This window comes from Aporhodopirellula rubra (genome assembly GCF_014192335.1).
Taxonomy (GTDB): Bacteria; Planctomycetota; Planctomycetia; order Pirellulales; family Pirellulaceae; genus Rhodopirellula; species Rhodopirellula rubra.
This window is the reverse complement of sequence record NZ_JACHXU010000029.1, coordinates 1-22,463: the sequence shown is the minus strand read 5'-3', so window position 1 is coordinate 22,463 and position 22,463 is coordinate 1. Positions and strand designations below refer to the sequence as shown.

The following is a 22,463-nucleotide window of genomic DNA, read 5'->3' as shown; positions in this document are numbered from 1 at the left end:
TGTTTCGGATTTGGCGCGCAAATTCTTCTCATGCCTTACCTGTCCAGGACGAAGCTGCTAAGCGAACCGAACGCCACTTTCATCCTTACTTGAACACCATCGCCCGCGAGAATTTTCTTGACTACCCGTCAATCTCGCGAATAATCCACTCGTGTGTGATGTCCGACGACGAAACGAGTTCGCCACCGGACTGTCGACCAACTTTTTGTGATCGCGAAGCCAACAGGATGGGACCGCGATACCTATTGGAACATTAGAGACGCATGACTCATTGCAAAAACGTTTTCGAAGCAATCCTTCGTTATGGCCACGACGAAGACTTCAGCCCTCAAGAGGATGATGGCTTCGTTGCCACTGACGCGCCTGCCGGCAGCCCCGAGAAAATCGAGGTGCTCCGCCGTCGCGTTGAGCTGGGACAACCTTTGTGGCACACCACCGATCGCATCGACTACAGCGGTCTGACGGGAGCAATCCGCCCCCGCGAGTAATCTGAAACAGCTTATCATCCCCCCACGATCAGCTCACACGACCCAGAAACCCCGGACGCTCCCGCGCGTTCGGGGTTTTTTCGTGGCCTGATCGCTCGTCTAACCCCTGCTCGCGCAGTCTGTTATGATGTTTGCTTCGCCTCCTCTCCTTCGAATTACTCGTCAGGACTCGCCTTAAGTGAAGCTACGTGTCGGCTTGATCGGTCTGGGTGACCAATGGCAAACCATGCACCGACCCGCCCTCCGGATGCTCAGCGAGCGTTTTGACGTCCGAGCGATCTATTGTTCGGTCGCCAAGTTGGCCGAGAATGCGGTTTCTGATTTCCAGGCAGATCCGGTCGACGGATATCAATCGATGGTCGCTCGTGACGACATCGATGCGGTGTTGATCCTTGAGCAAACTTGGCTCAAACACCTCCCCGCCTTAGCCGCCTGCGATCACGGCAAAGCGATCTACTGGGCCAGCGGGTTGGACTTCGACCCCGTCGGAGATGCCGACTTCAAACGCTGCGTCGAGGACGCCGGAATCGCATTCATGGCGAGCTTCCCGAGACGTTTTGCCCCCGCGACCCTGCGACTGAAAGAACTGATCGCAACGGATCTCGGCGCCCCGCGATTGCTGTTCTGTCACAAACGACTGAGTCTCGTCGAGCAGCAGACCCGTTTATCCCGCCGGGGAGATCCCTCCGACCCCGTCCGCCCACGTCTGGGTGACCAATCACGCGATGACTCGGGCACGATGAGTTCTCACGGACATGTCGAAGCCCAGGCGACAATGCGAAATGAATTGATCGAGCTAATCGATTGGTGCAGCTATGTCGTCGGCGGCAACCCGGCCAGCGTCATGTCGGCGAACTGCTTTCCTAACACCGCCTGGGACTACCGTGCATTAAGCCTGCGATTCGAATCCCAATCCGACCCCGCACCGATCCAATTGGGACAGGCGGCCGCACAGCAGTGGGAAACACGCTCCCCGCGGAATCGGTCGAAACCCAAATCCCAGGTTCCGTCGAGCCCCGCGACGGCACAAATCAGTTGCGGTAACTACATCCCCGCGAAGTGGCAGGAGGCGATCGGCTTTCGTCCGCCCGCAGGCATGCAGGTGTGTTGCCAGCATGGTGTCGCGTTCATCGACCTGCCAGGTACGTTGGTTTGGTTTGACGACGCCGGACGTCATCAAGAATCACTCGAGAGTGAATCGCCCGTGGGAGAAAAAATCCTCGGCCAATTTCATCGTGCGGTGACGAGTCTGGTGCGTAATTTGAGCGGCCTCGAAGATGCCTTCCGCGCAGCCTCGATCTTGAAGGCCGCCGAGACGAGCAGCGAAAGCGGGCGGCGCGTCGATTTGTAGACAGTGCGAAAACCCGCGACATACCGGCGGCTTTTTCTAAAATCTCTTCAACTCGATCACGAAAATGCCCGATCTACCTTGCTGCAGATGGCCTCGTGCCTAGAATGCGTTTAGCAAGCCTTGTGAGGCTTGTCAGGGATCAGCCCATCACATCGGCAGAGGGATCATTTTTAGGGTTCGCCTGAGTCACTTAAAGGCACGTGCAGTAGCACGCCGAGACTCACGCGTTTCTCCCAGCGGCTCCATTTGCCGCCGCGTGGCTGAAACCGAATTGGACCGGTAGGTCGTCTCGATGGAGACAACCTGCCGGTTTTTTTGTGCGCGTACCGATTTTTCATGCAATGTCGTGCGAATTCGCACCATAGCCGCGATCAGAGGCTGCGAAAATACAAATTCCAACTAAGCTAGGCACTTCTGTTCATGCCTATTCTTGTTGTTATTGCAATGAATCACGCCCCACCTCAAGACGATGGCGTCGACCTCGATCATTTTCGCCCGTTGCGGCTGGATGAGCTGTTCGGTGCATTGTGGCGCCGTCGCGTTTCTGCCGTCGCAATCGCTTTGTTGTTGATGCCACTGCTTTTGCTGGTCGTCTATCTAATTCCCGCACAATTCGATTCATATGCCCAACTGCTCGTGCGTCTCGGGCGCGGTGCCGTCTCGCTCGACCCGACCGCGTCTCTGTCACCGACGGTCGCCTTGCAAGACAGTCGCAGCTCCCAGGTTAGTAGCGTCCGGGAAATGATGCACAGCCGCGCGATGGCTCAACGTGTCGTTCGGGAAGTCGGTGCCGATCGGATTCTCGAACCACGCAGCACGGTCTCAAAGCTAACCAACACGATCACCAGTTGGATCCCCTCGAGCGCCCCCAAGCCACTCGGTGAAATGTCTGCGGATGAAGTTTCCGAGCAGATCAAAGAAGAGATGGCGATCATGAAGTTCCAACGATCGCTGGCCCTGTACACCGCGCCGGATTCCTACACGATCGATTTGGAAGTACGCAGCGAAGATCCCTTTTTGTCACGCGACCTTTTGAGCACGTTGATTCGGGTTTACCAAGAACACCATGCGACCGCGCATCGTTCGGAAGGCTCCTACGATTTCTTCTGCGAACAAGCCGACGCTGCTTATCAACGAGCAATGTCTGCGAAGGAAGCACTGCGACAAGCCCGCTCCGACCGCGGCATGATCAACGTCGGTTCGTCTCAGTCTGCATTGCGTTCCCTACTCAGTCGTATTGAAGGAGATCTGGTTCAAACCAAGAGCGAACTCGCATCCGCTGAATCGGAGATCCAACGGCTCACCAGCCAAATTGCGGCGACCCCAAACACGATCGAAAGCGAGGTCGTCCGCGGCATTCCCAAGAAGACAGGCAGCACGATGCGCCAAAGCCTTTACGACCTCGAGGTTCGCTACAGCGAGCTGGCGGCGAAATACAAAGACGACCACCCGAAAATGCGGGCACTGCGTGAACAGCTCAACGCGTCGTCTCGAATCGCCAATTCGGAACGCGGTGATCAACCTCAAACAAAAGAGGCGATCAACCCGATCCGGCAATCACTCGAACTCGCCCATCGCCAAACCACGACCCGACTTGCAGGTTTGGAATCCAAGCAAACGCAATTGGCCGCCCAACGGGAAAAGCTGCTCGAAGAACTCGACCAACTGAACCACGATGAAGTCGACATGACGCAGATGAACTGGGAGGCCACACTTGCCGAAGCCGAATACCTCCGGGCCGCCGAAGCTCGCGATAACGCGAAGATGATTGACCAACTCGCTTCAGGGCGAGTAAGTGAAATTGCCGTCGTTCAAGACGCCAGCCTGGGGCTCAAGAAGGTCAAACCCCAACGTGGAATCCTTGCAATTCTGGTGACCATCCTGGCATTCGCGTTTGGAATTTTCCAGGCGATTGCCCGCGGGCTACTATTCGATCGATCGTCAAACGCCGCTTCACGCCAAAACGGTTCGAGCACTCGTGTCAGTTCTCGTTTCGATCGGCCCCACGGCGAATCACGTGAACTCGTATCGTCGCACGAATCGGCACACGATCCATCTGTTCGCTTACCAGCGTTGTCCTCGAACCGGGATGAATTTGCTGATTCAGCGTCTGTACCGGGCGTTCCCCGCTAGCTATCGTTTGGCAAGCTCTTCCGCTGTGCCCGGGGGCTATTTGTATCAGCAGCCGATTCATTTCAGCCCACCGCACCCCCAGCTCCGCATGCGAATTCTACTCGTCCATAGCTACTATCGCTTGCGCGGCGGCGAGGACGTGGTTTTCGAGGCAGAAGCGAACATGCTCGAGTCTTTCGGACACGAGGTTTTTCGCTACACCCGGCGAAACGAAGATCTCGTCGCACAAGGCCGACTCGCCAACTTCAAAAACACGATTTGGAATCGTGAGGTAGCCGACGACATCACCCGTCTGATTCGCAGCCAACGGATCGATGTCGCGCACTTCCATAACACGTTCCCGGCAATTTCGCCTCTATCCATCCGTGCCGCTCACCGAGCAGGCGCCGTTACGGTTCAGACGCTCCACAATTCACGCCCACTCTGCGCCGCGGGTGTTTGCTACCGCGACCATCAACCGTGCACCGCATGCATTGGAAAGACATTCGCGTTACCTGCGATTCAGCACGCCTGTTTTCATGACAGCCGGATGGCCACGAGTGCGGTGGTTCTGAAAAACCTCGTCCATCGTGCCAAGAAGACGTTTCAAAACTATCTCGACGTTGCCATCGCGCCGACGAAGTACGTGCGTGACCGCTACGTATCGTCAAACTTCCCGTTCGCCCCCATCGTGGTCAAACCACACTTCATTGACGTCGAGCTAGCGACCGGTGCCGGACGTGGCGGATACGCACTGTTCGTAGGCAGGCTCAGCGAAGAGAAAGGCCTTCGCACGCTGCTGGAGGCATGGCCCAAACTTCGTGGGCACCTGCCATTGAAAATCATCGGCAAAGGACCGCTCGAGAATGAAGTGCGGGACGTTGCGGCCAATTCATTGCGTCACGATCAAAACAATCCACCATGCAATGCCGTCGAACACCTCGGACAACTCGACCAACATTCAGTGTACGATGCCATCGGTGATGCGGCCGTCTTGATATTACCATCACACTGCGCCGAATCGTTCGGCCGTGTGGTGATTGAAGCATACGCCAAGGGAACCCCCGTCGTTTGTGCCAATCAAGGCGGCCAAGCAGAGTTGGTTCACCCCGGCGTGGGAGGAACATTCCAAAGCGGCGACGCCGATGATCTCGCTCGCGTGATCGACTCCCTCATCACTCTGACAAACAACCAACCTGACGCCGCGGCGAACGGCCCCGGTCGGTACGAAGTGCTCGACGCAATGCGTCCGCTGGCGCGGTTAGAATACGAGCAGTATTACACCGCTGCGATCAATCACGATCGATTGCAACAGATCTATACCAACGCGATAGCAAAACGATGGCCTGATCGACATCACTCCATCAAGGACGCTCCACTCGAAGGAATCGACACACGGACGCCGCATCCGTCACCTGTTTTGCCCACAACAGAACGCCGTACCGAGACCGCATGATGACGTCCAAAGCGATACTGACCACGAGTTGGGATGATGGGCACCCACTCGATCAAAAGCTCGCCGACATGCTTGAAAGCAACGGCATCGACGCCACGTTTTACATTCCTCGCCAATCTCAATTAGCTACACTCGGAGAATCCGAGGTCGCAGCATTGAGTGACCGGTTCGAGATCGGTGGGCACACGCTCGATCACCTCGCCCTGACCACGCTCTCCGATGACGAAACCGCACGACAAGTAAAACAGTGCAAAGATTGGGTCCAAGACGTCACCGGTCGCCCGTGTGAAATGTTCTGTCCGCCGCTAGGCAAATTCGCCGATGCTGACGTACGCTGCATCGCCGACGCAGGATTCCGTGGTTTTCGCAGCGTCGAATTACTACGAACCTGTCCTCCAAAATCCACCTCGGTCGTCGCAGATAACGGCGACACAACCGAACTGTGGGAACTGCCCACGTCGATCCAAACCAATCCTCATGGTCGGGTTCGCTATCTACGTAACACGTTAAAACGCCGTCGTGTTCGATCAACGATCACCGCGTTGATGGGCTCGAAATTGTCCGACTGGACATCCATGACCGAACGCCTCCTGAAGCGAACCATCCGTCACGGTGGCGTCTTTCATCTGTGGGGACACAGTTGGGAAATCGAACAAAACAATCAATGGCAGTCTCTCGAGCGAGTGCTATCGATGTTGGGCCGACATGTCAAAAACGGCGCCATTCAAACCATGAACAACACGCAGGTCTGTCGCGCGTTCGAATCCAAATAGCCTATCGATCGGCGAGCACCTTCACGAGCCACACGTGCGCTGCGTGCACCGACTCGTGCGAACCACGGTCACCATAATTAGGCGACATTCGGTTAGAAACGGTGACCGTGATTCCCGCCAACCGCCACTCCCCGTCGCGTTGAACAAACACAGGCGAACCGCTGTCAAAAAGCGATGGCAGGACTTCTTCAAGCTCGCTATCGTCACCCGGTGCGTCAAACACAATCTGATTGCGGTGTGATCCGACATGAGTGATCCGGTTGTATCCCGATGCGAATCGACCAGTGCGATATCCCGACGCAAAATTCAAACGAGCCGCCGCGGCAGCAATCGCATTCTTATCGTTTTCGATCAATGGGCCCGAGATACCGTAGCCTCCCATCCACACACGCTCGCCTTGACTCAACGCCCCCATCGCAATTGGAAGCGAACGCTCTGGGCCGATCGAGTCAGCCAAACGGATCACGGCCAAATCGACCTTCGTATCCGGATGGCGCATGATCTCTTGCACGACACGAACCTGATCACCGAGCCGCACGTAAATCGACGAAACCGCCCAACCGTCAACAGCGTGACCGGCTGTCAGCACCGTTTCGGCATTCAATAAAACGCCGCAACCGCCCAACACCTGCAGCGGCGTGTAGTGCAGACTCACCACGGACGTCATCACGCCTTCAGGCTCGTGATATCGACTCGATTGAGCATCGCGGTGCCAAATCATCGCGTTGCATGAACCCGACATGAAAACCGTCAAAACAACCGATACAACAAACGCACGCGACCACGTCGATGCACGAAGAGGTTTCATGGTAACGCCCGTCGAAAAGGTCCAGGATAATGTCTGCGGAAATCAAAGCGGACCGCAATTGGAAACTTCTTACCAGACGCAGCAGAATCCAGCTCCGTTCTGCCATTGCCGAAAAGCCGCCTTCGAGAATCATCCCAGGTAGGAACACTGCCGGACGTGCTCAAACAACACGATTCCGGCGGTCGTTGCGAGATTCAAACTCCGGACCTTACTGGTCGTCGGCAACCGCACCGCACGCTCATCCTCGGGATCCATGATCTGTGCGGGCAATCCACTGGTCTCTCGGCCGAAAACAAATACGTCACCAACACTCAGCGGAGCGTCCCAAAGCGTGCGTTTGGCAAATCGCGACAGAAAATAGAATCGGGCGGGATCAAGACGCGTGGTGAGCGTCTCCCAATCGGGAACCATTTCAATGTCGAGATGCTGCCAATAATCCAACCCCGCACGACGCAGACGCTTTTCTTCGAATGAGAACGCGGCCGGTTGCACGATCCACAACTTGGCCCCGACCGCAACACAACTGCGACCGATGTTCCCCGTATTTTGCGGAATCTCGGGCTGATAGAGCACGACGTGGACGGGAGGAGGCGGGCTCGAAGCCGTCTCATTTGATTGGTCGATAGGTGACGTGGGTTGATCCATCTGATTCAACTAATGCCGGCAAGACTCAGTGCGTTTTGCATCAAGATACCTGCCTCAGCCCCGCGCACCATGACCCGCGCATCTTAGCTCGGGTAACCGTCCTCATCCGAACATCCTCCCGCCAACGCTCCCCCACAACGGGCTGCGTATAACGAGCAACCGGGCAAAAGAAGCGAAACTTCTCAACATTTCCCGCAAAAATAGCTCATGTCTTGGGACTATCTATAGGCCAGCCGTCGCACACTAACGGCCCCGTACGCCGCTTCATTGCGCACTACCAGTATTCTTTTGCAGGAATTTTCAAATGAAACGTTATCGATCAGGATTCACTTTGGTCGAGCTTTTGGTGGTCATTGCGATCATCGGAGTGCTCGTTGGTCTTCTCTTACCTGCCGTCCAAGCGGCCCGCGAAGCAGCCCGCCGAATGAGCTGCAGCAACAATTTCAAGCAAATCGGCTTGGGGATTCACAACTATCACTCCGCATACAAACAGATGCCCGTTCAGGGCTGCGGCAACGAAGACCCCAACGGTCGTGACCCTTGGGATAACAACAGTTCCACGGTGTCGATCAATCGGGCCGGATCGTTTCTGATTGGAATCCTCCCATTCATCGAACAACAAGCAGTCTGGGAGCAAATCAGCAACCCGCTCGATAACAACGGTGGCACCCCAGCGAGGTGGCAGGCAATGGGGCCTGGTGTCGGTCGAGCCGACTACGCACCGTGGACAATTGAGTTGAAAACATACCGGTGTCCGAGTGATCCCGGATTCGGCCTCCCTTCGCTTGGGCGAACCAACTATGCCGCCAACATGGGCGACTCCAGTTGCATGACACGTGAAGGTGGCCTCGACGTGGACGAAGTCTCCGCAGGCGCCACGCTTCCCTACTCCTACAGCGATTCCACCCAGGCAGAGCGATCAAGAATGGTCCACCGTGGTGCATTCGTGATGTACAAAGACATGAAGTTCCGAGACTTCCTCGATGGACTCGCCAACACAATCATGGCTGGCGAGATCGCTACCGACTTGGGAGACATGGATCGTCGTACCGCAATGCCGAACGCACCCTACCAACAGAACAACAATGGACGTACACGCGAATGCTACCGTGATCCAAACTATGCCGAGGCACAAGGATGGTTCAACCCAGAGCGTCCCCAGTTTTGGCCTGCCGATGCGACGCAATCAAGCATTCTCGATGCACGCGGATTCCGTTGGTACGACGCTCGTCACATTCACACCCAATTCCACACGGTCCTGCCTCCTAACAGCGGCATGTGCACAGCAGGTTTGATCTCGCGTGACTCGCTCAACCCACCGTCGAGTCGCCACCAAGGTGGCTGTCACGTGCTAATGGGCGACGGTGCCGTCAAGTTCATCACCGACTCGATTGAGGCGGGTAGCGCCACTGCGAACATGGTGACCTATTACGGTGACTCCGCTCCCATCGGTGCTGCCAGCCCTTATGGACTTTGGGGAGCACTCGGCACGCGTGCGAATAAAGAAGTGATCGATCAAGAGTTTTAGTACTCCATTCGATTTGCTTTCACCGGCCTGTGGCTCTCACGCCCAGGCCGTATTTTCAGTAGCGTAGCCAATGGATTCAGTATCACACGGGTTGCCTGCGACCTTAATCAAAGAAAGTTCTGAAAAAATGAAACCACATTTACCCGCATTGTTACTGTTGCTGTTCCTCGGCCTTTTGATTGGTTGCGGCTCGAATCAGGGAACCACTAACGCACTCGAAGGGGCATCAGAAGAAGAAGTTCAAAACTACCTGGACATGGTTGCCAAAGAAGACGCGCAGATGGCTGGACAGCCCGATCTCGGCCGCAACGAATAAGCCGCCATCATCGAATGATTGACAAACTCCTCTCACGGGCTCGCTTCTCACACCCGAGAAGCGAGCCTGTATTCGTTCACGACGATCGAATCTGGCCGTTCACGCAATGCGTCCTCATTCGCGGCGGTTGACAACATGCTGCTACGCTTAGATAGACATCGAAACATCTCATCCACAGTTTTCAACATGACGATCCACCAACGCACGCGTCGACTCTTTTCCATCTCACTGGCCACGACTCTGCTGCTGAATATTTGCGATGCACAAGCACCGTCGTTAGATCCCATTCTCGCCCCCGCAATTGAACATGACGACGGTGCAGGCTTCGACGCAATGGCCAGTCGCGGTTACTCGCCCTTGTTCAACGGCAAGGATTTATCTGGTTGGTGGAATCCTTATCCACATGGCGAAGCCAACGTTGTCGACGGCGAAATCCATTTGACCGCTGACCAGAAATTCTTCTTAGTCACGAAAGAGAAGTACTCTAATTTCCGGGTCAGCGTCGAAATCCATCTTCCCGAAGGCCCGGCCAACTCGGGCGTGATGTTTCGGTGTCACGTCGACGAAGACGCGAAGAAAAAAGTCTTTGGCTATCAAGCGGAGTGCGACGGCTCTGACCGCCGATGGTCGGGCGGACTGTTTGACGAATCGCGTCGTGGATGGATCTGGCCCAGCACGAAGGGAAGGTCACTCAACCAGTTTCTTCAACATGAAGAGGAATCCAAAGCCGCGTTTGCCGATCCACGCATCGCGAATGCACTCAACCGCAACGGCTGGAACCGCTACGTCGTCACGTGTGTCAATGACGTTATCACGATCGAAGTCAACGGCATCCAAACGGTTCGCTTTCGCGACGCCATGGACGCCACGGGATACATCGGGATTCAACATCATGGCGAAAAAGATCAAACCTATCGCTTTCGCAACCTGTTCATCAAAGAGCTTCCTCAGATCCCTGCCGAACAACATGTCCAGCTGACCGTGCAGGAACCAGTCTCCATCAAACGCATCAACGACTCGGTCACTCAAATCGATTTCGGCAAAGTTGCGTTTGGAAACATCGTGATGCCCGCTCCACCTGGTCGTGGAACCGCCACAATCCACTTTGGCGAAAAAACCAAAGACGGCCGTATCGACCAAGATCCGCCAGGAACCGTGCGGTATGGTTTCACGCCAATCCGCCTCGGACAACAGCGTGGAAACTGGATCGTCCCGACTCCGATCGACCCCCGAAACGTTCAACAATCGGGATTGATGAACGCAAATCCGCCTGCGGTCTTATCACCCGACTCATGGCAGTCCGTGATGCCGTTTCGCTGGATCGAAATCGAAGGCCTCGACCCGGACTATCCCTTCGAACTCGTCCGTCGAAGAGCGGCTTTCTCGTCAACCTGGAACGACGACGCGAGTGCATTTGAGTGCTCCGATGAAACACTCAACCGCATTTGGGAGTTGTGCAAATACAGCATCAAAGCGACGACGTTCGCGGGGGTATACGTGGACGGAGACCGAGAACGCATCCCCTATGAAGCCGATGCGTATCTGAATCAACTCAGTCACTACGCGACGGACGACAACGTCACGATGGCCGCTCGCACGTTCGATTGGCTGATGGAAAACGGAACCTGGCCCACCGAATGGGCGCCTCACATGGTGTTCATGGCACATGCGGAATGGATGCACTCGGGTGACACCGAATGGTTAAGTCACCGGTATGAGTCCTTGAAGTCAAAAACACTTCTGAACCGCAGTGGCGACGACGGACTCGTTCGCAGTGCCGAGATAGACCGCAAACGCCATGACATCGTTGACTGGCCGCAGAAAGAGCGTGACGGTTTTGTGTTCACCGAGATCAACACGGTGGTCAACGCTTTCCACATCAAAGCCCTCCAGCGAATGGCCGAATTGGCCCGGGCGGTTGGAAAACCGAACGAAGCAAAACGGTTCTCCGATCGGGCAAAACTCGCGATGTCTTCGTTGCAGAAACAGGTTTTCGATGACGAAGCAGGAATCTATCGAGACGGAATCGGAACCAATCACAGCAGCATTCACGCTAACTTTTTCCCGCTGGCGTTTGGTTTGATTCCCGATGACAAACGTCCAGGTGTGCTGGCATGGCTAGAAGAACAGGACATGCAATGCAGCGTCTATGCCGCGCAGTATTTCATGGAAGGGCTGTTCAACAACGGCAGTGATTGTAAAGCAATCGAGCTCATGACCGCTGATGGAGATCGCAGTTGGAAGCACATGGTAAACAGTGGCACCACGATCACTTGGGAAGCCTGGGGCATGAATTACAAACCCAATCAAGATTGGAACCACGCGTGGGGCGCCGCACCGGCCAATCTCTTACCGCGTTTTATCCTAGGCGTCCAACCGCTTTCCCCGGGTTGGACAACCACAACGATTCGCCCATGTCCAGGCGATCTGAAGTTTGCCAATGGGCAGATTCCTACGCCGCGTGGTCCCATTTCGATTCAATGGAAAAAGGATTCATCCTTCGTGATGTTGGTCAATCTGCCTGGTGGCGTCTCCGCGGACATCGCACTCCCCGTGACCGATGAAGCCACGGGGGTTTGGGTCGACGGACAACCGGTCGAGGCAACCAAGACAAAAGATCGCTGGATCCTTCGCGATCCGATCCAAGGCTCAGCCACCATCGAAGCGAAGTAAGACGATCAATTTGCGAATAGAAAATCGCCGGACTCACACTTCACGCCGAAGCAAACCGCCGTTGGCTTCGGTGTCATCGGTGTCGCTTGCCTGTTCGCAGAAACGAGACGCTGATCCCTTGCGAAGTGGAGTAATCAGCCGTTTGCCCAATCGGATCGATTAGGTTGGCAACTGCAAGCCTTCGGGGAGAATCCCTTGTGCGACTTCCTCGTCCCATTGATCCATTAAGGGCCAATCGTCAGCGAGCGTTCCGAAATCTGCCATGTGCAGGTAACCTTCGACACGCTTGATCACCTTGTCGAGCATCGCGTTGTCTTTGGCAAAGATCGGCCCGTGACTCGGCGCGAGCCATCGGACATCGCTGTCACGAATCCGCGTCAGCGACTTGATGAAGGCCCTGATGTCGCTGCCGTGGTGGGCATCAATCGCCCCGATGCAACCGTCCCGATAGACGTTGTCACCGGATAACAAAACATCACCCAAACGGAATGCCAATTGGCTGTCGGTATGGCCAGGCGTGTGCCAAACTTCGAGTTCCAAATCTCCGACCCGAATAACATCGCCATCATTGACTTGCGTTTCGATCTCGACCGGCGGCATCGCCATCCGAAGATTTTGCGCTTCGATCAACGCCAACGTCTTGAGCGTGTCGCCGGTTCTCAGCGGCTCGACGGCATTGGGATGAGCCGTCACGGTGGTTTTGAGAGCCTGTTTCGCCTTGGCGAGTCCCTGGATGTGATCGACATCGGCATGCGTGGCGATCAAAGATTTGCAACGGGACAGTGGAAAGTCCAAATCTCGAATGATTTGGATGTAATCATCCACCGTTTCTTCATACCCGATGTCGATCAAAACCCATTCGTCTTGGTCGTAAATCAGGTAGAGGTTGCACCCGAGCACCTCGCCGGCTTGAAAATTAAGCTCGATGAGGCCGGGAAAAAGTGGTTTGCGAACAATCATGAAGAAAAGAGATCAGATCGGAGCGAGGAGTAAAGAGGCCTATTAGTGTAGATCGTTTGTCTACTTTTTGTAGCCGTGTGAACCGCGTCGTACGGTTCGAATCGGGCCACGTCGTCTCTCCACTCCTGCCAACTGCCCATCGCATCATCACCATTTTCAGCTTTGCCGAGTGTTGGCACCGTCCGTGAGGATCATGCCAACACTCGCCGATCCGGGCGGAATTACCAGATGTATTCGGCACCGATCGTGAAACCTTGCAGCACAACCGAGTCGAAACTCACAGCCGGTGCGTCGGTAACTGGGTTCCCGGCACCCACCGTCGTCAAAGAGTCCTGGATATACGAGGCCTCAGGAACGGTGTTGAGAATTTCATCCATGGCGATCAAGTGGTGAGCCATTCGGAGTGACCACGAGTGCGAGAATCGGTACACGATTTTGGTTTCGATCTCACCCATGAAGGTATCGAGCCGGTCGCGGTCGCTCACGCTGACAACTCCTGCGGTCGCACCAGGGCCCGCCGAGTTGGCGTTGATGTAGGTGGACCGTTCCCAGTCGTTTTGGCCCCAACCACCCTTCATTCCGAAGCCCAGTTGGATACCGGGCACCATGTTCCACCACACGTCGTAACCGATTTGACCGAAGAACATGTTGTTCTTGGTACGGGTCGACGAGTTGTAGAAACGCAGCTCGTCGTTGCCCGGACCGCCTTCGGTACCAGCGATGACGTTGCCCGCTCCGTCGGTCAGCGTACCGACCGCATCAAATCCGAATCCGTTGTCCAATCGCAGGTAGCGAAGACCGGCCAACCAAGAACCTTGGAAGCGGCAGCCTGGCCCGACGGTGCGGCGACGATAGTTCAATTCGCCACTGTGGAAGACCGAATCAACCGAGACCGAGTGGGTGAGTGAACGATCGGGATCGTCAAAGCCACCGGCCGGATTAACACCGAAATCTGAGATATAGGAGTACAAGTCAGGAGCCACCGTGTTGGTCGCGGTTGCCCGAGCAGTGTTACCCCATTCATGTCCCCCGACATAAACCATTTCCAAATTCCCACCGACTCCCATAATCATCGCAGCAGACACTCGCACACCCGCTTCGAGGTCGTTGACTTTTGCATCACCCAGGCTGATGGCCGGAGTTCCATTGACTCCGAGCGTGCTGATCACCGCGTTGCCTTGGCTGAAGTTGTGTCCCAGGAACATCGCCTCAACCGAGACGTCGTACCAACGCTGGGCACACTTGCCGGCTTCGCTGTAAGGTTGAACCGCATCACAGATCGCCGCGAGGTTGCCGCCGATGGTTCCCATCAGAAGGCCGAAATCACCTTGCATGCATTTTCCGCTGCACCAATCTCCCAGCATGCCGCCTTTGCCGAGACATCCGCTCTGGTAGAGGCTCGAATTGCAAACGCCACAGCCGTTGCCGTTGCAGCATCCGCAACTTCCTGCCAATGCGGGTAGAATTCCGCTGAAGCCGCCTCCGCCTCCTGAACCGCATCCACAGCCACATGCAGCACCGTCACACGAACCGGCGTCGCATGAACCACAGTCGCATCCGTACGAATCACCATAGCCGCCGTTGTAGACCTGGTAGGCCCCGGCGTCCTGGTAGTTAATCGGCATGACCTGACCGTAGGGATTTTGCATCGCCGCTTGATAGGCGGCGGGTCCGATCGGCCCTGGCAATCCTGTGGAAACGGGCATTCCGGGAATCGGTCCCGATGGGAACGACGCTGGAATTTTTTGTGCCATGGGCATGTTGCCCATCATCGGTCCACCAATGCCAGGAGCCATTCCCGGATTTCCCATTGCGGGTCCTCCCATGACAGGTCCGCCCATGCCGGGCATTCCCATTCCTGGGCCTCCCATCATTGGGCCGCCGATCGCGGGTTGGCTGGCGTAATTAATGCCGCCGGCAGCACTTGCCCGGGCGGCTGTCGCCCATGCCGTGGGCGAAACCCCTGGCGGCAGTACAAATCCACTAGCGGCATAATCAATGTCGTCTTCCGCCGTTGGCGGTGCCGCTGACAGGATTGTCGGCGAGCCGACGACAACTAGCATCGCAGCGACATAGCCGGCTGCGACAATCGACCGGAATACGGCCGCCGAGTTTTTCGTCGGTATCGAGGTGTGTTTTGAGCGAGTGTTCATCCCTGATTCCTGAATCAATGCCTGCCTGAGTACGGGACCAATCGTCGAGATCCGTTGGCGGTTCGAGGCACGGCGGGTAAAACCGAAAAACACGCGACCTGACAGATCGCCGGCTTTTCAATCGTTTCCCACCGCACATCTCGGAACGAAGCGTCAGCCGATATCGACAGAACCACTTCAAGCAGAGTTATCGGCAAAACTTACCGCGAACATTCGGTAAATCCCGAACAATCGGCCTAACTGGGCTCGGATAACTGCAATCTTCGGCACAATCCGAACCCGACTCGCCTCCTCGCGTACAATCAATTGCCTATGAAATCGCGGTTGCCTGACTTTCCGCCCTTTCCTACTATCCCTTAATGACCTCTCTGAAATTCTTGCTCACTCGCATCCGATTTCCCGCTCAGACTCGCTGAGCAGTGTCAAATGCCTGCGAGAGGGCGCGGCCACTTCACCCACGCAGATACTCTATGTCGCAACACCTTCGTTCCTACGCTCCTCAGTTCGCAGTCGCGACATTGGGCTTCTTGGTGGCTTTTTCTTGCGGTTTCCCGCCCGCCCAAGCTCAAAACGCGACCATTCTTCGAGAAGCCATTCCGCCGGGTCAGCAACCGGTCGAATTGATCCCGAGTGAAGGTGCTCGCCAAGCGACTGCCCCGCAAAACGGGCAAAATCCCCGCCCCGCCGCTCGCCCGACACAAATGCCCAAACCGGCTCCGCAAGACGGTGTCGTGTCACGGCTAATCGCACGCCTGATGCCGAGCGAACATGTCTCCGGCAAAGAACTCAACGATGAATCGAGTGCCCGGGCTCTCGACCTGTACATCGAGTCATTTGATCCGCTCAAACTCTACTTTTTGCAAAGCGATATCGACCAATTCAAACGCTACTCGACCGTGGTGGACGATCACGTGCGAGCGGGAAACCTCGATCTCGCATACTACATCTTTGGCCGATTCACACAGCGAGTTGATGAGCGCGTTGAAACCATCCGCCAACTTCTCAAGACGGACTTCGATTTTAGCGCCGATGAACAAGTCATCGTCGATCGCGACGCCGCTCAGTACGCCCAAAACGTCGACGAAGCGACCGACCGCTGGCGTCGTCAATTGAAGCTCTCGCTGCTCGACCTCAAGGACTCCGATGACCCGATCGTCGGACAAGAAGCTCGCGATCAATTAATGCGGCGTTATGACCGATACGCCAATCGCTGGAAAACGACCAGCAGCGACGACATTCTGGAAATCTTCCTGACCGCGGTGACCAACAGCTACGACCCACACTCGACGTACATGTCGCCCGCCACGCTCGAGGATTTCACGATCAGCATGAGCCTGAACCTCGACGGGATCGGTGCGTCGCTCGGCGAGAAAGACGGTTTGACACAAGTCAAAGCGATCATTCCCGGCGGTGCTGCTGACCTGCACGGCAAACTGAAACCAGACGATTCGATCGTGTCCGTCGGCCAAGGTGAGAACGGCGAGATGGTCGACATCATCGAGATGCCTCTCAAAGACGTCGTCAAACTCATTCGCGGCAAAGCGGGAACGACGGTGCGTTTGGGCGTCCGTCCAGGCGGAAACGGAAATCTCGAAGTCTTTAAGATCGTTCGTGCCCGAGTTGAACTCGAAGACTCAGCCGCACGCGGCGAGATCATCGAACATCAAATGCCCAGCCAATCGTCCACGCTTAAAATCGGCTACATCAATCTGCCGAGTTTCTATATGGACATGGAAGGGGCCAAACGTAACGACGCCGACTTCCGCAGTAGCACACGGGACGTTGCTAAAATCCTCGAAGATTTCAAACGGCAAAATGTCGGCGGTGTGGTCCTCGACCTCAGCCGAAATGGCGGTGGCTCGCTCACCGAAGCGATCAGCCTGACCGGACTGTTCATCGACCAAGGCCCCGTCGTGCAGGTCAAAGACGCCAACGGTTCGGTACAGAAGTACGACGACGATCAACGCGGTACCGTTTGGGACGGCCCACTCGTTGTTCTGACGAGCAAGCTCAGCGCAAGTGCGAGCGAAATTTTCGCCGGGGCGATCAAGGATTACCGTCGTGGGATTGTGGTGGGTGACCCGCAAACGCACGGCAAAGGAACCGTTCAAACCCTGATGGATATCGGACAATCACTCTTCCGTATCAAACGGGCAAACTACGGCGCACTGAAAGTCACGCTGCAGCAGTTCTATCTGCCCGACGGTGAGAGCACTCAACTCAAAGGCGTCGCCGCGGATATCATTTTGCCGAGCGTCATCAGCAAAATGCCCGTTGCCGAAGGCGACTTGGAATACGCCCTCGAACATGATCGCGTGAACCCAGCACGGCACAACCTTTACAGCATGGTGCCGATGGATCTCATCAACAGCCTCCGAGTCAATTCGCAACAACGAATTGCCAACAACGACGAGTTCACTGAACTAATGCGTCGAATCGCACTCTACGTCCAGCAAAAGGATCAGAAGAGCATCTCGCTGAACGAAGAGAAATTCATGCAACGACGTGCCGAAATGAAGGCACAGAAGGACGAGGAGGAAGAGGAACTCGAGGCTCAACTCGGGGGCGATGAAGTCTTCCGTGACACGTACTACAACCAAGAAGTTCTCAATATTACCCATCAATACATCGATGGATTGAGGGCGCAGAATCTGGCACGTGCAAATTGATACTCGGCCGATCATCATTCGTAACGATCCTCACCTGCTTGCTGTTTCCGCCCGCACTTCTTAGTGCGGAGGAAGCGGCATCGGTGAAGGTCAAAACGTTCTGGGACATTCGCTATAGCAGTTCTGTCGAACTGCAGGATGGCAAGTCGGGACTCGCCGATCTTTACGTCCCTGTCTTCGCTGACGATACACTTCGTGAAAACGAAGATGACATCGCCCGCAACAGCGATGATGCCTCCAAAGCCCACTCGCAAAACAGCTCAATCAAACTCACCGGGCGGCCTCGTCCGGCGGTGGTTGTCGTGCATGGTGGCGGATGGCTGGTGGGCGACAAATGGTCACTCGGCAGCTATAGCAAGTACCTCGCGGAAATGGGGCTCTGCGTCCTTAACATTAATTACCGCCTGGCCCCTTATTCAAAGTTCCCGGCTCAAGTTGACGATGTTCGCGAGGCGTTGCTTTTCCTCACCGATCACGCTGACGAACTCAGCATTGACCGCCAACGAATTGGCATGTTTGGCTACTCGGCAGGAGGCCACCTCTCGGCACTCGTAGGCGTCATGGCGGACGAACCCGGCGAGGTCCAAATCACGTCGAGTGACTGGCCCATCGACGACCCACGTTGGAAACGTCTTCCCAAGATCGCTGCCGTCTGTGCTGGAGGTCCGCCCTGCGATCTCCGGGAAGTCCCCATCGACAGTGAAGCACTATCGTTCTTCCTGCACGGATCACGCCGTCAATTCCCGGAACTCTATACCGCGGCATCACCTACAGCCCACGCTTCGGCGGGTGATCCACCGACGCAATTGATTCACGGCGAGAAAGACCTGATCGTACCGATCGAAAGCAGTCGCCAATTTGCCGCTGCACTCCGCTCCGTAGGCGTTTCGGTTGCGTTAACTGTGATCGAGAACCAGGGCCACCTCGTCACTCTCATGCACCCGAACACCCAAAATCAGGTTCGGGACTTCTTCGCTGAGCAGCTACTCGGCAACGATCAGTAGCCACTCTGGCTCAATCATGCGCATCGCAGCGCCAAGAACGCTCAAAATGAACACCCAATTGTTCTTGCTCGACAAAAACCCTTCTACGGGAGGGCCCGCACAAGCCCAAACTTCCTGTGATTTTGAAGCTCTGCGAAGACTCATGTTCAGGTTGTGTGAAAGGTTGATGAATGGACTTAGTTAGCACTTACGCCACTCCAAAGCTCCGCTAGAACACGCACATCGAAGAGGGCAACGCCGCCAAAAAGATTGCATTTCACGGGCTAGTTTCAAATTTCGCACTGCGAAAGAAATGGCCCGCAATCGACTCCACAGCAGCCTCTTCCCTACTGTTTGTCCCAATTCTCTTAACCAAGAAAGGAGCGTTCTTCCCCTCTTTAGCATGCTCAATGCCAAAGGACGTCAGATGTCGGGTGGCAGCACGGCAGTCCCCTGACATGTCGACACGAGCGGGACTTTCCTGCACGCGTCCGTAAAGAAGAAAAAGAAGAAAGGAGTCGTGACACATCGCTTTTCAAACACCGCTGCAACGGGGCTTGGGAGTTAACAGCGACATGCCACGAAGCTCACTAACATCACCAAATATTAACAAGCTATCGGGTCTCCTGCCGAGATCCGATCGAATTTTCTGAAGGAATACCAAAATGCAAACGCGTATGCGTAAACAGGGTTTCACCCTGATCGAACTGTTGGTCGTTATCGCGATCATCGCATTGCTCGCCGCTCTCTTGCTGCCTGCAATCACCAAGGCTCGCGAAGCCGCCCGCCAAGCCCAGTGCCAAGCTAACCTCAAGAACATCGGCGTCGGCCTGTTCAAATACAGCGGACGTTCGCCAAGCGGTGCTTACTCTTCGGGTGCGTCGGACTTCCGTCGCGACGGCTGCATGGACACCTACGGCTGGGTTGCTGACATCGTCAACGTCGGCGACGGCAACATGAACGAGTCGCTCGACCCATCGAACCCACTCAAAGGTTCGGAAAAAATCAACGACCTTTACGGTGCCGATACCACCGACGCCAAAGACGGTGCACCAGCAGCCCGCTTGGCCGCCGGCCAGTGTGGCAAGCCGAGCTTCAACAACATCACTGGTAGCGGAGCCGTCACGACCTTCGCATCGACCGACGAACTGACTGCCGAACGCGCTGAATTGATTTCACGCTACTTCTTCACCAACGGTTACAACACCAACTACGCAGCCAGTTGGCACATGGTCCGTGGAATGATGAAGACTGAAAATGGCGCCACCGGTTTGCAAACCTCTTCGGGAGGCGGATTCAAAGGCCTCGGCGGAACGACCGGCCCACTCAGCGCCAACGTCATGGATCGTAGTCGCGTCAGCAGCAGCAACGTCGGCATGATCGGTTGTGCAGCCCCTGGCGATATCGACGAAGCAATCATGGCAGTTGCAATCGCTCACGGCCCTGGCGTCAGCCGCACCGTGTTTGCAGCAGCAGGAAACGCTGACGATACGATCACCTACATCAATGCAGGTGACCTTCTGACCGAAGCATTCAACGATGGCCCTGCCTACGTTGCCGATGCGACTGCAGCCGGTGCTGACATCGATTTGATCGGATCGGGAGCCCCACTTCGTGCCCAACTTTTGTGTGAGCGTGGCAATCCGACTACGGCCGCATGCGATGCTCCTACCGGGACCGCGGGCGGTAGCGCCGGAAATGGTCTGTATCTTCAAGACACTCGTGACTGGTTCGCCATTCACCAAGGTTCTTGCAACATCCTGATGGCGGACGGCAGCGTCAAAGTCTTCTACGACCAAAACAGCGACGGCTTCTTGAACCCAGGTTTCGCACTGAACCCGGATGACGCTCGAGTCGATGCGGTTGGTTATGCCGACGACACCTTGGAAATGGCCCGTGACGATTTCTTCGCTGGCATTTTCCTGAACGACCTCTACCTCAAAGGCTCGTTCGAATAAGGATCACACGATTGATCGCACAACGGTGATCATCGTTTCCTAAATCTCCTCCGCAGTCTCGATGAGGCTGCGGAGGTTTTTCCAATTAGTTTGAGCATTTCACGTTTGTAAGTTCGTCATGAGATCTCCGTTAACCAAATTCATCGCACTACCGATCACGGCAATTTTGCTAATCAGCGTCGCGGGTGCATTCTCTCTCACGGTGGAGTACAAACCATACGGCGTACCGGACCATCGCCGAGAAGAATACGACGAAAAGCTATCCTTGATCGCGCAACAGCAAAAGGTACTGCACGGAGAGGTTCCAACTGACGAACTGCCTATCGCGATCGTCAAAGAAAAGTCATATGACTTTGGGATGATTGACCCACACGTTACCGCGAGCCACACGTTTACGATCGGCAATGAGGGCAAAGCACCACTGAGTCTGAAAGTCGCGGGGACGAGCTGCAAATGCACCGTCGGCAAACTCGAACACCAACTGCTAATGCCAGGCGCGACGACCACCGTCACGATGGAATGGAACACCGGATACCAAGCCGAACGTTATGAACAAACGGCAAAGATCATCACTAGCGATCCACTCCAAAAAGAGATTGAACTCAAAGTCGAAGGCATCGTTCGCGCGCAATTGGTCGCTCCTGAATCGGTGGCGTTGGTTGCCCAACACGTAGGCGACGTGGCAACCGGAGACATCGTGCTATTCAGCCAACTATGGAACGACTTCACAATCATGAGCGTCACGACGGATGAAAGCGACACGACACTAAATTGGGAAGTCACACCAATCGAGAACGACGACATTGAGCTGGCCGACAAACAATCGCGTTCTGCGGCTCGCGTTGCTCTCTCAATGCCGCGACATCGTCCTGGCCAATTTCAAGGAACACTGACGGCCGTAATTCGCCCAGGCGATGGCTCCCCCGATGTGACACGTGAAATCGAATACACCGGAAAGGTACGCCCTCCGATCTCTTTCATTAGCCCGCTTCTCCACATGCACGATGGGCTACACATCGGGTCGCTAACCGCCGGCGAAGAATCAACTTGGCACATCTTCGTGCGTGTCCGCGGAGGAGTAGGAAGAAACATCGAAGTCCTTGATGTCGAACCTAAAGTTCTTGATGCAACCATTGAACCGACCTCCCGGGAAGGCGACTACCGACTGACGCTAAAGATCGGAAAAGACTGCCCAATGACCATCTTTAACCTGGATCACCAGCGAGGCTATGTTCAAGTCGGCGACCCAGCTGACAAACAGTTCTCAAACTGGTTTCCCGTTGTAGGCGCCGTCGTTGAAATCGACGACTGATCTCTTCATCATGTGCGACATCTGAGGATCAGATTCGCACGGGTCAAACACGAGCGAGCAGACACAAAAGATCACAGCACGTATCGGTCGACCACATGAAATATGCGAGATCGCCAATCACATTTCAGACGTAACCGCTGACAAGGTTCGAAGACGTAACTTGTCTGATTGACACTGCTCAGCTGGGGTGCATGACAGGGTTTGTTAGGTTTCTTTGATTTTGGTGTTGCGACGTCGATGGCGGAAGCCGTCGTTTCTTTGGCCTCGGCGATGCCAGA

16 protein-coding genes are annotated in these 22,463 nt (G+C 55.4%); 12 read left to right on the top strand and 4 right to left on the bottom strand.

The window, feature by feature from the left end; translation table 11 throughout:
* Positions 1-263: 263 nt before the first annotated feature.
* The 5 genes from FHS27_RS26920 (at position 264) to FHS27_RS26900 (ending at position 6,180) form a co-directional block, all read left to right on the top strand.
* A complete protein-coding gene (locus tag FHS27_RS26920) occupies positions 264-488 on the top strand; it encodes a hypothetical protein (protein ID WP_184308899.1) in 225 nt (74 codons plus the stop codon).
* A 178-nt stretch (positions 489-666) separates the two neighbouring features.
* Positions 667-1,839, top strand: a complete 1,173-nt coding sequence (locus tag FHS27_RS26915; protein ID WP_184308897.1) for a Gfo/Idh/MocA family protein — start codon at positions 667-669, stop codon at positions 1,837-1,839.
* Between the two features lie 444 nt (positions 1,840-2,283).
* Entirely contained in the window at positions 2,284-3,972 is a 1,689-nt protein-coding gene (locus FHS27_RS26910) for a GumC family protein (RefSeq protein ID WP_246421026.1), read from the top strand.
* Positions 3,929-5,407 carry a glycosyltransferase family 4 protein gene (locus FHS27_RS26905; protein ID WP_246421024.1) on the top strand — a complete coding sequence of 493 codons (1,479 nt, stop codon included), beginning with the start codon at positions 3,929-3,931 and terminating at the stop codon, positions 5,405-5,407. The genes FHS27_RS26910 and FHS27_RS26905 overlap by 44 nt, the downstream gene beginning before the upstream one ends.
* Positions 5,404-6,180, top strand: a complete 777-nt coding sequence (locus tag FHS27_RS26900) for a polysaccharide deacetylase family protein (RefSeq protein WP_184308892.1) — start codon at positions 5,404-5,406, stop codon at positions 6,178-6,180. The genes FHS27_RS26905 and FHS27_RS26900 overlap by 4 nt, the downstream gene beginning before the upstream one ends.
* Position 6,181: 1 nt before the next feature.
* Here the strand turns inward: FHS27_RS26900 and FHS27_RS26895 are convergent, their stop codons facing one another.
* Together FHS27_RS26895 and FHS27_RS26890 are read right to left on the bottom strand one after the other, a co-directional pair.
* Positions 6,182-6,988, bottom strand: a complete 807-nt coding sequence (locus FHS27_RS26895; RefSeq protein ID WP_184308890.1) for a trypsin-like serine protease — start codon at positions 6,986-6,988, stop codon at positions 6,182-6,184.
* 129 nt (positions 6,989-7,117) lie between these two features.
* The gene (locus tag FHS27_RS26890; RefSeq protein ID WP_184308888.1) at positions 7,118-7,633 is read right to left on the bottom strand and encodes a tRNA (cytidine(34)-2'-O)-methyltransferase; all 516 of its coding nucleotides are present in this window, start codon (positions 7,631-7,633) and stop codon (positions 7,118-7,120) included.
* Positions 7,634-7,937: 304 nt separating this feature from the next.
* Here FHS27_RS26890 and FHS27_RS26885 point away from each other — a divergent pair, with 304 nt between their 5' ends.
* The 3 genes from FHS27_RS26885 to FHS27_RS26875 all read left to right on the top strand — a co-directional run bounded on the left by FHS27_RS26885 (position 7,938) and on the right by FHS27_RS26875 (position 12,150).
* A complete protein-coding gene (locus FHS27_RS26885; RefSeq protein WP_009103287.1) occupies positions 7,938-9,161 on the top strand; it encodes a DUF1559 domain-containing protein in 1,224 nt (407 codons plus the stop codon).
* A 70-nt stretch (positions 9,162-9,231) separates the two neighbouring features.
* Positions 9,232-9,477, top strand: a complete 246-nt coding sequence (locus FHS27_RS26880; RefSeq protein ID WP_184308886.1) for a hypothetical protein — start codon at positions 9,232-9,234, stop codon at positions 9,475-9,477.
* A 186-nt stretch (positions 9,478-9,663) separates the two neighbouring features.
* The gene (locus FHS27_RS26875) at positions 9,664-12,150 is read left to right on the top strand and encodes an alpha-L-rhamnosidase-related protein (protein WP_184308884.1); all 2,487 of its coding nucleotides are present in this window, start codon (positions 9,664-9,666) and stop codon (positions 12,148-12,150) included.
* Positions 12,151-12,309: 159 nt separating this feature from the next.
* Here the strand turns inward: FHS27_RS26875 and FHS27_RS26870 are convergent, their stop codons facing one another.
* Positions 12,310-13,110 (bottom strand): MBL fold metallo-hydrolase, encoded by an 801-nt coding sequence (locus tag FHS27_RS26870; protein ID WP_184308882.1) that lies wholly within the window; start codon positions 13,108-13,110, stop codon positions 12,310-12,312.
* Between the two features lie 221 nt (positions 13,111-13,331).
* On the bottom strand, positions 13,332-15,263 hold the full coding sequence (locus FHS27_RS26865; RefSeq protein WP_184308880.1) for a hypothetical protein: 1,932 nt from the start codon (positions 15,261-15,263) through the stop codon (positions 13,332-13,334).
* A gap of 470 nt (positions 15,264-15,733) precedes the next feature.
* Between FHS27_RS26865 and FHS27_RS26860 the strand changes: the two genes are divergently transcribed.
* From FHS27_RS26860 to FHS27_RS26845, 4 genes are all read left to right on the top strand, one after another.
* On the top strand, positions 15,734-17,932 hold the full coding sequence (locus FHS27_RS26860; RefSeq protein WP_184308878.1) for a carboxy terminal-processing peptidase: 2,199 nt from the start codon (positions 15,734-15,736) through the stop codon (positions 17,930-17,932).
* Between the two features lie 38 nt (positions 17,933-17,970).
* Entirely contained in the window at positions 17,971-18,936 is a 966-nt protein-coding gene (locus FHS27_RS26855; protein ID WP_246421022.1) for an alpha/beta hydrolase, read from the top strand.
* Positions 18,937-19,580: 644 nt separating this feature from the next.
* The gene (locus FHS27_RS26850; protein ID WP_315854707.1) at positions 19,581-20,873 is read left to right on the top strand and encodes a DUF1559 family PulG-like putative transporter; all 1,293 of its coding nucleotides are present in this window, start codon (positions 19,581-19,583) and stop codon (positions 20,871-20,873) included.
* Positions 20,874-20,991: 118 nt separating this feature from the next.
* The gene (locus FHS27_RS26845; RefSeq protein WP_184308874.1) at positions 20,992-22,185 is read left to right on the top strand and encodes a DUF1573 domain-containing protein; all 1,194 of its coding nucleotides are present in this window, start codon (positions 20,992-20,994) and stop codon (positions 22,183-22,185) included.
* Positions 22,186-22,463 lie beyond the last annotated feature (278 nt).

What these genes read in the sequence shown, in the direction of transcription:
- FHS27_RS26920 (WP_184308899.1), top strand. Translation starts at nt 264, where the DNA reads ATGACTCATTGCAAAAACGTTTTCGAAGCAATCCTTCGTTATGGCCAC.
- FHS27_RS26910 (WP_246421026.1), top strand. Translation starts at nt 2,284, where the DNA reads ATGAATCACGCCCCACCTCAAGACGATGGCGTCGACCTCGATCATTTT.
- FHS27_RS26905 (WP_246421024.1), top strand. Translation starts at nt 3,929, where the DNA reads ATGAATTTGCTGATTCAGCGTCTGTACCGGGCGTTCCCCGCTAGCTAT.
- FHS27_RS26900 (WP_184308892.1), top strand. Translation starts at nt 5,404, where the DNA reads ATGATGACGTCCAAAGCGATACTGACCACGAGTTGGGATGATGGGCAC.
- FHS27_RS26895 (WP_184308890.1), bottom strand. Translation starts at nt 6,988, where the DNA reads ATGAAACCTCTTCGTGCATCGACGTGGTCGCGTGCGTTTGTTGTATCG.
- FHS27_RS26890 (WP_184308888.1), bottom strand. Translation starts at nt 7,633, where the DNA reads ATGGATCAACCCACGTCACCTATCGACCAATCAAATGAGACGGCTTCG.
- FHS27_RS26885 (WP_009103287.1), top strand. Translation starts at nt 7,938, where the DNA reads ATGAAACGTTATCGATCAGGATTCACTTTGGTCGAGCTTTTGGTGGTC.
- FHS27_RS26880 (WP_184308886.1), top strand. Translation starts at nt 9,232, where the DNA reads ATGGATTCAGTATCACACGGGTTGCCTGCGACCTTAATCAAAGAAAGT.
- FHS27_RS26875 (WP_184308884.1), top strand. Translation starts at nt 9,664, where the DNA reads ATGACGATCCACCAACGCACGCGTCGACTCTTTTCCATCTCACTGGCC.
- FHS27_RS26870 (WP_184308882.1), bottom strand. Translation starts at nt 13,110, where the DNA reads ATGATTGTTCGCAAACCACTTTTTCCCGGCCTCATCGAGCTTAATTTT.
- FHS27_RS26865 (WP_184308880.1), bottom strand. Translation starts at nt 15,263, where the DNA reads ATGAACACTCGCTCAAAACACACCTCGATACCGACGAAAAACTCGGCG.
- FHS27_RS26860 (WP_184308878.1), top strand. Translation starts at nt 15,734, where the DNA reads ATGTCGCAACACCTTCGTTCCTACGCTCCTCAGTTCGCAGTCGCGACA.
- FHS27_RS26850 (WP_315854707.1), top strand. Translation starts at nt 19,581, where the DNA reads ATGCAAACGCGTATGCGTAAACAGGGTTTCACCCTGATCGAACTGTTG.
- FHS27_RS26845 (WP_184308874.1), top strand. Translation starts at nt 20,992, where the DNA reads ATGAGATCTCCGTTAACCAAATTCATCGCACTACCGATCACGGCAATT.